The following is an 11,809-nucleotide window of genomic DNA, read 5'->3' as shown; positions in this document are numbered from 1 at the left end:
TGCTCGAGATGCCGCAACGTTGCAAGGCTTCACCAAGAGCGACTTTGAATATTTACAGCAAGAAATTTTATTGAACTATCCAAGTGCTAAAATTAATTGGAAGCAGCCCATTGAACAGCTTATGCGGAACACATCCTCTTCATGAGGATGTGTTTTTCTTATTTTCGTTTAAACCCACAATTGTACAACAATAAATAGTTGAATGGCTGCTAGTAGTGGAAACCCAAATGCAAAACTATTGTGGCGTGTTTTGTGGCGGAATAAATACATACCAAGTACACCACCAACTGCCCCTCCTACAATAGCTAATGTAAACAAAGTGCGCTCTGCAATTCGCCATTCATGCTTTTTCGCACGAGATTTGTCCATACCCATTAAAATGAGCAGCACAATTGATAGTATACCCATATAAGCTAATAATGCTTGTCCCATTCTCTACTCCTTATCAAAAAACGTTATACTACTAATCTAACATAAAAAAGACTGATGGAAAAATCCATCAGTCTTTTTGGCACCTGTCGCTACGCTTTCGGTGCAGAAATAATAATTGACATTGTCAACTATTATTTAGCTACTGCTTTTTTTGCAGCGTCTGCTAATTGAGTGAATGCTGCAGCATCAGTTACAGCAAGGTCAGCTAACATTTTACGGTTAACTTCGATACCTGCAACTTTTAAACCGTGCATTAAACGGCTGTAAGAAAGACCATTCATGCGAGCAGCTGCGTTGATACGAGTGATCCATAATTTACGGAAATCACGTTTTTTCTGACGACGGTCACGGTATGCATATTGACCTGACTTCATTACTGCTTGGTTAGCAACTTTGTATAATGTATGTTTTGAACCATAGTAACCTTTAGCTAATTTTAATACTTTTTTACGACGTTTGCGCGTCACTGTTCCGCCTTTTACGCGTGGCATATGAATTACCTCCTGCTTTTCATTAAAAAATGAATGTTAGTATTTTTTTGTAGTCAATTATTTCATGTAAACAAGTAAAGATTTGATGCGTTTGAAGTCACCAGATGAAACGATGTTTGCTTTACGTAGGTGACGTTTTTGTTTCGTAGATTTGTTTGCGAATAAGTGACTTCCATAAGCACGGTCGTATTTTAATTTACCTGAACCCGTTTTTTTGAAACGTTTCGCAGCTCCACGGTGAGTTTTCATTTTTGGCATGTCGAATTCCTCCTAAACTGTTCGTCTAATATTATTTCTCGTTCTTTGGTTGAAGAACTAAGAACATGCTTCGGCCTTCCATCTTCGGTTTTTGTTCTACCGTTGATACTTCAGCACAAGCTTCAGCAAAACGATCTAACACACGTTGACCAATCTCTTTGTGTGTAATCGCACGACCTTTGAAACGTAGGCTACATTTTACTTTATCGCCTTTTTCAAGGAATTTAATCGCATTACGTAACTTCGTTTGGAAATCATGCTCATCGATAGTTGGGCTCAGACGAACCTCTTTCATTACGATGACCTTTTGATTTTTACGAATTTCACGGTCTTTCTTTTGCTGTTCAAACTTAAATTTACCATAGTCCATGATACGAGCGACTGGCGGCTTGGCTTGAGGGGCCACAAGGACAAGATCCAAGTTTACACGAGCGGCGATTTCTAGCGCTTCATTACGTGTCTTTACACCAAGCTGGTCACCATTGTGATCGATTAATCGAAGTTCACGTGCGCGAATGCCTTCGTTTACATACATGTCTTTGCTAATAGTAATCCACCTCCAAGTAGTTGTCGCGAATACATGGTTTGGGCAAAGCCTTGCCCGGTTGAACGGTACATCCTCTTGTCATGTCCATAAAAAAAGGACGGACATTTTTGAAGATGTCCGCCCGCTATATGTGCATGCGCAAGTTTACGCAAAACAATTCAACGTGTCATACCTGTTCACAGCCTTTAAAGCGTTGTATCAGGTGAGAAGCGGGCAGCCTCTACTTCAACCACAAACTTTGTATTCATTAACCTTAATTATATTAGCATGTATATGATAAGTTGTCAAATGTTTAATTTCTTATCTCTACCATATTGACCTAGAATGAAATATTTTATACAAAAGTAAGATTTATTTTATACAGAAACCCTCACTTATGCAAGCGAGGGTTTCTTGTAAATGCTTATTTAGTAATTTCAGCTTTAATCGTTGCTAGGAAATCTTCAAAGCTAATTGTTTCAGAATCTTTTGAGCCATAACGACGTACATTCACGCCATTTGCCTCAACTTCTTTATCCCCAATGACAAGCATATACGGAATTTTCTTCATTTGCGCTTCACGGATTTTATAGCCTAATTTCTCTTCACGGTCATCCATTTCTACACGTAAACCAGCTGCAGTTAATTGTTCTTCAATTTGTTTTGCATAGTCGAAGTGAGCTTCATTTGATACTGGAATGACTTCCACTTGTACTGGTGCTAACCATGTTGGGAATGCGCCTTTGTACTCTTCAATTAAGAAGGCAACAAAACGTTCCATTGTTGATACTACACCACGGTGAATAACGACTGGACGATGTGGTTTACCATCTTCTCCAACATAAGTTAGGTCAAATCGTTCAGGTAATAAGAAGTCTAATTGAACTGTTGATAAAGTTTCTTCTTTACCAATCGCTGTTTTTACTTGTACGTCAAGTTTTGGTCCATAGAAAGCAGCCTCACCTTCAGCTTCGAAGTAATCTAAGCCAAGCTCATCCATCGCTTCTTTTAACATGCTTTGTGCCTTTTCCCACATTGCATCATCATCAAAGTATTTTTCAGTATCCGCTGGGTCGCGATACGATAGACGGAATGAGTAATCATTTAAATCAAAATCTTTATAAACTTCTAAAATTAATTGTACAACTTTTTGGAACTCCGCCTTAATTTGGTCTGGACGAACAAAAATATGAGCATCGTTTAAAGTCATCCCACGTACACGTTGTAGGCCTGAAACTGCTCCTGACATTTCATAACGGTGCATTGTACCAAGCTCTGCAATACGTAATGGTAGGTTACGATAAGAATGCATGCTGTTTTTGTAAACCATCATATGGTGAGGACAGTTCATCGGACGCATAATTAATGTCTCGTTATCCATTTCCATTGGTGGGAAAATAGAATCTTGATAATGATCCCAGTGACCAGAAGTTTGATAAAGCTCTTTCGAACCTAATACTGGTGTATAAACATGCTTATACCCAAGTGATAATTCTTTATCCACGATATAGCGCTCAATAACACGACGAATTGTTGCACCATTTGGTAACCAAAGTGGTAAACCTTGCCCTACCTTTTGAGAAGTTGTGAACAGGTCTAATTCTTTCCCGATTTTACGGTGATCACGTTCTTTTGCTTCCTCTAACATTTGTAGGTGATGTTTTAATTCTTCTTTTTTGAAGAACGCTGTACCATAAATACGTTGAAGCATTTTATTATCAGAGTTTCCTCTCCAATAAGCACCCGCTAAAGATAAAAGCTTGAATTCACGAAGCTTACCTGTTGATGGTACGTGAATACCACGGCAAAGGTCGAAAAATTCTCCTTGATAATAAATAGACACTTGCTCATCAGCAGGAATAGCTTCTAGTAATTCTAATTTATATTCATCGCCAATTTCTTCATAGATTGCTTGAGCTTCCGCACGACTTACATTTTTGCGTTCTACTTCTAGGTTTTCAGCAATAATTTTTTTCATTTCTTTTTCAATTGCAGGTAGATCTTCAGCAGTAATTGGTGTTGGTGAGTCAATATCATAGTAGAAACCACCTTCAATAACTGGACCAATACCAAGCTTTACATCTGGGAATAGACGTTTGATAGCTTGCGCTGTTAAGTGAGCTGTTGAATGTCTTAAAATCTCAAGAGCTTCCTCATCATCCTGTGTAATGATTGCAATTGTTGCACCCTCTTCAATTGGTGTTTTTAAATCCACTAACACACCGTTAATTTTACCCGCATAAGCCTTTTTACGTAAGCCTGGGCTAATTGATAATGCTACGTCATCAGTTGATGTGCCTTTTGCAAATTCCTTTACAGCGCCATCTGGAAAAGTTAATTTAATCATTTCTGACATATTCTTTGCACTCCTTTAGTTGTGTTAAATTCATAATGATTGATGAGTGAATCAGGCAATCGTTCGAGTATTTCAGCTTAGCTAGAAATTAGGGCACCCTATTTGAGCAGGTCTCAAGTCTTTTGGAGCGGATTTCTCCTCTCTTGGAGCGGTGTGAACTACTTTTGGAGCGGTTCTCCCCCTTCTTGGAGCGGTTGCGACTCCTTTGCGAGCTGTGTGACCACTTTTTTGAGCGGTTCTCTCCTCTCTTGGAGTGGTTACAACTCCTTTGCGAGCGGAGTCTTCAACATTTCGAACAGCTTCCTTCTCATTCTAGGGCATTCTTCATATGTGCTAGAAAACAAAAAAGCTCCGTCCCTACGAAAGGGACGAAGCGTATGCTCGTGGTTCCACCCTTCTTCCTTCCGACTTATCTAAAGTCAGACGAAGCTCAAGGCTAGCTAACGGGCTAGGGACCGGCGAAAGATTATCCCTTTCGCTGCTCAGTAGGTAGTAAATAATGTGCCGACACTAGGAAGTTTACAGCCGATGACTTCCCTCTCTATAAGCTGATACACAAAATTCATGTCCTCATCAATGCATGTTGATATTAAGTATATGAGTCAGTATACGCTCGATTGTCGAAAAATGCAACTACCAATGTTACATACGACGATTTTTACCTCGCATTTCAATCGGTATAGTCAAGGCTTTAATACGCTCCATAATTCGTCCTGCTTTTACAACTTCAATATCACCCTTTTGTGACTGTGCTAAATGGTGCTCCAATTCATCATAATTAAAATTAGACGTGATAAACGTTGGTAATTGCTCTGCCATACGATAGTGGAAAATGGTTCCTAAAATTTCATCTCGCGTCCACGCCGTCATAGTTTCTGCACCTAAATCATCCAACATTAGGACTGGAGCTTTTTTAATATAATCTATTTTCTCGTTTAATGTATTATCGCCTATAGCATTTTTCATTTCTCGTAAAAACTCTGGGACAAACACAACAACAGAGCGAATTTTAATCGATGCTAGCTCATTAGCTAAAGCACCAAGCACAAAAGATTTCCCAACACCAAATTTACCAAATAAGTAAAACCCTTTGGAGGGTAGTTGACCTGACTCTTTTGTCATTTTTACAAATTGAGCCGCTTTTTGTGCAATCGCGACGCGAGATTCATCATCAATACTTAGATCTTGAATGGTCGCTTGGAGCACATCTTTTGGCATGTGCATGCTTGCAATCATATTCGCAACATCTCGGCGTTCTTCTTCTCGTACCTTTTGCTCACAACGAACATAGTCCATTTCAATAGAATTCCTGACGATTCTTAATGTCGGGAGGAAGCCTTTTAAATAGTTGGTACAGTGTTCGGTATTATCGCAACCACAGCATTCTGTAGATTGACTAATAAATTCATGAAGCTTTGGTAAATTTCGTTCAATATTCTCGTAGTTTAATTCATCTGCATGTTGAGCTAGAAATTCCTGTACTTGTGGATGTTCTAAAATTTCACGTCGCATAGCTTCATAGCGTTCTTGAAACGACGGTACATTTATTGCTCGTTTTAATGGTCCATTTATAGGTTCGATTGTTGCTCACCTTCTTTGCTATTCACTTTTTCCTAGCATTTCCAATATTTTCTGACGTTCTTTTTCAAAGTCTATCGTGCTAGAAGCATCTTCCTCTTGTTTTTCATTACGTTTATAAAACCATTCGGGGACTTTTTCTTCACGTTGATTTCTTGAACGTCCTTTGACCTGTTGACTCGTTTTATTTGCAGTTTGTGGCTTGTTTTTCCAAGCAGTATATTTATCATGCTCTTGGCGTGCAAGCTCCATTGCTTCCTTTGCCGTTTGGACATTTTTACGTACCCAGTGATCAGCAATCGTTTCCACATATTTTTTAGGTAGTTTCATATCTGTCGTTAGCATAACGTATTCTAATAATGCATTGACTACCCCAATTGGCATGCCGTGCTGAACGATTAAATTTTCTGCAAGTTGAACAGACGTTTGTAATGGTTCTTTACCATTATTAATATCACGTAATACTTGAACAGGAGCTGTTGTCTCTAAATAATGTTGGAGCTCCTGATCCTTCGTTTTTTGCCCCACTTCTGCTACTGGTAGAGGTTCGTTTACTCTTGCTAGTTTTGGCGGCTCCTTTGAAACTGTTAATTTATAAAAATCGGCAGCAGCCTTGCGTAAACGTTCTTGGGAAATTCCTAAATCATCGTCCAAAGCAAGAATGACCACTTTTTGCATATCAAGGGCTGTTAAATGATATAAAAATGCCAGTTTCGCTATCGCTTCACGTACTTCTAATGTCAACAAATTGGAAGGTACCAATTGCTCTGACAAACCTGCTTGCAACAAATCAAAATCAAATTGCTCCAAATAAAAAGGATATACTTTTTGCTGTTTATCCTTTTGACTCGTATCCACTTGTAAATCGGATGGGATATTAGAATGAACAGGCTTAAAGACATCAATAAAGGCGCGAGACACATCCTTAAATTCTTTGTCCTTTACAGGTGACATAAAGCGCTGACGTAAGTTTCGATAGGCCTGCTCGCCGATTTTACTAAACAGAAACATCGACAACAACGGATCTTTCATAAAACTATCTGCATCAAGTGGGCGCTGTAGCTCATATAAAAAACTACGCTCACCCGCATTTTCTTTTTTCCATGTGCGTAGCAAACCGATTGCCTCCAGTGCAATACGGGCCTCAAACACTTTACCAATGGGCAATCCGAGCACATTCATTAAATAATAATGGGTCATTTGCTGTTTTGGCATTTGTTCAGCTTCAGCCCATAACGTTAAATAAAGGCTAATTGGCTCCGAGCCGGTTAATGGTTGATAAAACAATGTAACTAATTGACGCTCCTGTGTAGAAAATGCATGAGGTAGACGAATGTCGAAAGGATCGCCAGGCTGCAATTCCTTATATAAATGAATCAACGTCATTCATCCTCTCTGTTTTCTATGATTTTTTCTCCGTTTGACGTTGAATAATATCTTTAATTTCCTCAATAAAAACATTAATATCCTTAAACTGACGGTAAACCGAGGCAAATCGCACATAGGCTACCTCATCAATTTTAGCTAAGCGATCCATTACCATTTCACCGACGTCTTCTGAGCGTACTTCTGAATTGCCTATACGACGAAGATCTTTTTCAATAGATAGGACAAGTTCCTCCAGTACATCAAGCGCTACTGGGCGTTTCTCACAAGCACGAATAAGTCCACGAAGTACCTTCTCACGGCTAAACTCCTCTCGTGAACCTTCCTTTTTAACTACGACTAATGGTGTCTCTTCAATTTTTTCAAACGTTGTAAAACGGAAGCCACACGACTCACATTCACGACGTCTACGAATTTCTTTATTATCATCTACTGGCCTCGAATCCACAACACGCGTTCCGTTAAATTGGCAAGATGGACATCTCATATAATTACTCTCCTGATTTACAACAATTTAATATTTCTATTATAACAAATTTCCTACATGTAAGAAAAGTGCATTCATGTTTGTGAGCACATGATAAACCTAAAGCACCTAAAGTACAAGAAAATTATTCAAATTTAAGAGGTCTAGAAGGATTGCCATTGTAGCACAAATAACATAACACTTAACCATTTTCGGTATTCCTCTGCATAAAAAAAGCACATTGAAATCACTTAGATTTCAATGTGCTCACGATGAAATTTTTATGCGTTTACTGTTTCTAAAGCATTCGCTACTTTTTTCACAAGATCTACTACACGTGCAGAGTAGCCCCATTCATTGTCATACCATGCAAGTACTTTTACTTTACGGCTGCCTAATACCATTGTAGAAAGTCCATCAACCGTTGATGAGTAAGTAGTTGTGTTGTAATCAGAAGATACTAATGGTTCAACAGAGAAGTTCAAAATGCCCTTCATCGGACCTTCTGTTGCAGCTTTTACGAATGCAGCATTGACAGCATCAACTGTGACATCCGTATTTAAATCTACTACAAGATCTACTAAAGAAACGTTTGGTGTAGGAACACGCAATGCCATACCATGAATCTTACCTTCTAATTCAGGTAAAACTAATTTTAATGCTTTTGCAGCACCTGTAGATGTTGGAATAATGGATTGTGCGCATCCACGTGCACGACGTAAGTCTTTATGTGGATTGTCTAGGTTCTTTTGGTCATTTGTATAAGCATGAACTGTTGTCATTAAGCCATTCTCAATTCCAAATGTGTCATTCAATACTTTCGCTACTGGAGCTAAGCAGTTCGTTGTACAAGAAGCATTTGAAATAACATCATGTTTAGCAATATCAAGTTTGTCATCATTTACACCTAAAACAATTGTTACGTCCTCGTTTTTACCAGGTGCTGTTAAGATAACCTTTTTAGCGCCCGCTTCTAAGTGCATTGCTGCTTTGTCACGTTCATTAAATTTACCAGTAGCTTCAATAACGATATCTACACCCATTTTTGCCCAAGGTAATTTTAATGGATCACGTTCGCTAATAATTTGAACACGTTTACCGTTTACAACTAAAGCATCGCCTGCTGGTTCTACCGTACCTTCAAATGTTCCGTGATTTGTGTCATACTTAATCAAATGTGCTAACGTTTCAGCTGGGTAGCTCGCGTTAATTGCAACGATATTTAAATCCTGTTGTACGATCGCTTGGCGGAAAACCATACGTCCGATACGTCCGAAACCATTAATAGCAATTGATACTGTCATTTATAATATCCTCCTGTGAGTACATACTCAGATTAATTAATTATATACTTTATGGTGATTAGTATAACACAATTTTAAAAAAGATGAACATTATATATTCACAATATAAAAGTTCTTATTTTCTGAAAAATTAATCCTTATTATGTCGTTTCCCCATTAAAAAATGCGCAGCAAACATATTTTGCTACGCATCTTAATGAAACCATTAAATAACATTCCAATAACTGAGGATTTTCCTTAATTGTTCCTCTGTATTTTCTATATTCTCATTATTATAAATAACCGCATCTGCGCCTTTTTCTTTGACAGACATTGGTAGCTGTGAATGCATACGTGCTAAAGCATCTTCTTTTGATAAATTATTACGTTCCATTAAGCGTCGAAGCTGAACTTCTTCACTGACCGATACGACAATGATACGCTCCACAAAATGCTGAAGCTTACTCTCAAATAACAATGGTATATCCATCACAACATGCTGATACCCTGCCTCTAAATAAGCATCACGTTGACGTAGCATTTCTTTTCGGATGGCTGGATGCATAATATCATTTAAAATTTTGCGTTTGGCAGGCTCATGGAAAATAATATCCCCCAGCCTTGTTCGATTTAAATTGCCATCCTCAAGCAAAATAGCTTGTCCGAAGCTTTCAGCAATTAAAGCTAATGTCTCTGTTCCTGGTTCTACGACATCTCGTGCTACAATATCTGCATCAACAATCGGTAACCCTAGTTCGGTCATCATTTTTGCTACTGTACTTTTGCCGCTTGCAATACTTCCTGTTAGTCCGATAATCATCGTTAAATCCCCTTTAATGTTGACAATTTGGGCAATAAACAGAGGTACGTCCACCAATTGTCATTTGACTCGTTGCTGTTTCACATACTGGACATATCTTTTTCCCATACATTTTCAGCCGATTCTGCATACTCCCGGCTTCCCCATTAATGTTTCGATAATCAGAAATAGTTGAACCACCCGCTTCAATACTTTGGCGTAGGACAGCAACAATTTCCTCAAATAAAGCTCTTTTACGTTTGTCACTAATGCGATTCATTTTCCGTGCAGGATGAACTTTCTGGGCAAACAATGCTTCAGTAGCATAAATATTGCCACAGCCCGAGATGACTTGCCCATCCATAATAACCTCTTTCACAGCTTTATTTTCATATTTTGGTAATTTAGATTGTGCTATAAAAAATTCACAAGCATGCTCATCGAATGGCTCTGGTGCCATCTTTGTTAGCGGCACATGATCTTCAATCTTTGCCAAAAATCGAAGTTCACCAAAGCGACGAATATCCGAATAAATTAAGTATCCCCCATCTGCCATTTTAAATGTTGCATGGATATGCTTTTGGAATTTTTCCTCATTGATTTCTTCTGGTTCATTCACAACAAACCATGCACCTGTCATGCCTAAATGACTGACAAGCACATATGGCACATCATCCTTCATCAAATGAAAGAATATATATTTCGCTCGTCGTTCAATTTTAGTTATTGTCATGTGCGACAAAGACAATTCAAATGCATCCGGCTCTGCTTGTTTAACGATGCATTGCTTACCCTCACTAAAAGAGAAACGTACCCTTTCAGATAGCTGTACTTGTTGAATTGTCCGTCCTTCAATTTTTGGCTTCAATGCCTGGACGACACCTTCCACCTCTGGTAATTCAGGCATTTGAATCCCTCCTTATTTTGCTTCGTACCATGTAGAGCCATGGTTGAAGTCTACTTTGAGCGGTACGGAAAGCCCAATGGCATTTTCCATTACCTCTGGTACAATTTTTTCTAGCAAAGCAATCTCCTCTTTTGGAGCTTCAAAAATTAATTCATCATGCACTTGTAGAAGTAGTTTTGCCTGCATCTTTTCTTTTTTCAAGCGAGCATCCATATCAATCATTGCTTTTTTAATAATATCAGCGGCACTACCTTGGATCGGTGTATTCATTGCCGTTCTCTCCGCAAAGCTTCTTAAATTAAAATTCGAGCTTGTAATGTCTGGTAAATAGCGACGTCTATTTAAAATGGTTGTGACATACCCATTAAATTTTGCATCTTGTACAATTTCATCCATATATTGTTTAACCCCTGGGAAACTTGCGAAATACTTTTCAATAAATATCGCGGCTTCCTTACGCGTTATATCCAAGTTTTGTGATAGTCCATAATCACTGATGCCATAAACAATCCCAAAGTTAACAGCCTTCGCAGCACGCCTCATATTACTATCCACTTCATCCTCTGCTACATGGAATACATCCATAGCAGTTCGCGTATGAACATCCATGCCTTCGCGGAAAGCCTCTACAAGGTTTTTATCTTCTGACATATGTGCCAGCACGCGCAATTCAATTTGCGAATAATCGGCAGAAAATAAAATCCAATCCTCTTTTGAAGGGACAAATGCTTGACGGATTTTGCGTCCTTCTTCCAAACGGATAGGTATATTTTGTAAATTAGGATCTGTAGAACTTAGACGTCCTGTCGCAGTTAAAGCTTGCTGGAAGCGTGTATGCACCTTGCTATCCGATTCATGAATTTCCTTTAGTAAACCTTCGATATACGTGGATTGTAATTTACCAAGCTGTCGATACAATAGGATATGTTCGATGATCGCATGCTCCGACTGTAATTTTTCCAATACATCAGCCGCTGTAGAATAGCCTGTTTTGGTCTTTTTAATCACAGGTAGACCAAGCTTCTCAAATAAAATAACCCCTAATTGTTTAGGTGAATTAATATTAAACTTTTCTCCAGCCTCTGCATATATTTCTTGCTCAATCACTATTAGTTTGTCATTCAGCTCGTGCCCCATTTTTTCTAACGTAGCACGGTTAACTGTAATCCCTTCACTTTCCATCTCGCCCAAAATTCTTGCCAATGGTAATTCTAAGTTTTTATAAAGATCAAATTGTTCATTCTCTTTTAATAACGTTTCTAGCTTCGGCTGTAATGACCACACAGCAAAAGCTTTACGACAAACATGCTGAGCAAGTTGATCAATG

12 protein-coding genes and 1 pseudogene are annotated in these 11,809 nt (G+C 38.6%); 1 reads left to right on the top strand and 12 read right to left on the bottom strand.

From position 1 onward, the window contains the following. Nucleotides 1-145 (top strand): annotated as a pseudogene (locus tag RT445_RS23780) (sigma-w pathway protein ysdB); the annotation flags it as partial. Nucleotides 146-168: 23 nt separating this feature from the next. On the opposite strand, the gene RT445_RS02150 reads toward RT445_RS23780, so the two are convergent. The 12 genes from RT445_RS02150 to polA all read right to left on the bottom strand — a co-directional run. Continuing rightward, nucleotides 169-432 (bottom strand): DUF1294 domain-containing protein, encoded by a 264-nt coding sequence (locus RT445_RS02150; protein WP_274794051.1) that lies wholly within the window; start codon nucleotides 430-432, stop codon nucleotides 169-171. A gap of 131 nt (nucleotides 433-563) precedes the next feature. Then, nucleotides 564-923 (bottom strand): 50S ribosomal protein L20, encoded by a 360-nt coding sequence (gene rplT, locus RT445_RS02145; protein ID WP_004226314.1) that lies wholly within the window; start codon nucleotides 921-923, stop codon nucleotides 564-566. Between the two features lie 57 nt (nucleotides 924-980). Continuing rightward, nucleotides 981-1,181: a 50S ribosomal protein L35 gene (gene rpmI / locus RT445_RS02140; RefSeq protein ID WP_004226312.1), complete on the bottom strand. Its 201-nt coding sequence runs from the start codon at nucleotides 1,179-1,181 to the stop codon at nucleotides 981-983. A 31-nt stretch (nucleotides 1,182-1,212) separates the two neighbouring features. Continuing rightward, entirely contained in the window at nucleotides 1,213-1,716 is a 504-nt protein-coding gene (gene infC / locus RT445_RS02135; protein WP_016994853.1) for a translation initiation factor IF-3, read from the bottom strand. 415 nt (nucleotides 1,717-2,131) lie between these two features. Then, nucleotides 2,132-4,063: a threonine--tRNA ligase gene (gene thrS, locus RT445_RS02130; protein ID WP_313469549.1), complete on the bottom strand. Its 1,932-nt coding sequence runs from the start codon at nucleotides 4,061-4,063 to the stop codon at nucleotides 2,132-2,134. A 642-nt stretch (nucleotides 4,064-4,705) separates the two neighbouring features. Further along, on the bottom strand, nucleotides 4,706-5,635 hold the full coding sequence (dnaI, locus tag RT445_RS02125; protein WP_274797364.1) for a primosomal protein DnaI: 930 nt from the start codon (nucleotides 5,633-5,635) through the stop codon (nucleotides 4,706-4,708). A 27-nt stretch (nucleotides 5,636-5,662) separates the two neighbouring features. Continuing rightward, complete coding sequence (locus RT445_RS02120; protein ID WP_274794053.1) at nucleotides 5,663-7,027, bottom strand: replication initiation and membrane attachment family protein; 1,365 nt, start codon at nucleotides 7,025-7,027, stop codon at nucleotides 5,663-5,665. 16 nt (nucleotides 7,028-7,043) lie between these two features. After that, a complete protein-coding gene (nrdR, locus tag RT445_RS02115) occupies nucleotides 7,044-7,514 on the bottom strand; it encodes a transcriptional regulator NrdR (RefSeq protein ID WP_004226277.1) in 471 nt (156 codons plus the stop codon). A gap of 260 nt (nucleotides 7,515-7,774) precedes the next feature. Further along, nucleotides 7,775-8,797: a glyceraldehyde-3-phosphate dehydrogenase gene (locus RT445_RS02110; protein WP_274794054.1), complete on the bottom strand. Its 1,023-nt coding sequence runs from the start codon at nucleotides 8,795-8,797 to the stop codon at nucleotides 7,775-7,777. Nucleotides 8,798-9,002: 205 nt separating this feature from the next. After that, a complete protein-coding gene (coaE, locus tag RT445_RS02105) occupies nucleotides 9,003-9,596 on the bottom strand; it encodes a dephospho-CoA kinase (RefSeq protein WP_274794055.1) in 594 nt (197 codons plus the stop codon). A 13-nt stretch (nucleotides 9,597-9,609) separates the two neighbouring features. Then, on the bottom strand, nucleotides 9,610-10,482 hold the full coding sequence (mutM, locus tag RT445_RS02100) for a bifunctional DNA-formamidopyrimidine glycosylase/DNA-(apurinic or apyrimidinic site) lyase (RefSeq protein WP_312506595.1): 873 nt from the start codon (nucleotides 10,480-10,482) through the stop codon (nucleotides 9,610-9,612). A gap of 12 nt (nucleotides 10,483-10,494) precedes the next feature. Next, on the bottom strand, nucleotides 10,495-11,809 hold a 1,315-nt coding region (gene polA, locus RT445_RS02095; protein ID WP_313469545.1), incomplete at its 5' end, for a DNA polymerase I.

Source organism: Lysinibacillus sp., assembly GCF_032093475.1.
GTDB lineage: Bacteria > Bacillota > Bacilli > Bacillales_A > Planococcaceae > Lysinibacillus > Lysinibacillus irui.
Note: the sequence above shows the minus strand (reverse complement) of the source record. Positions and strands in the feature narration are given on the sequence as shown.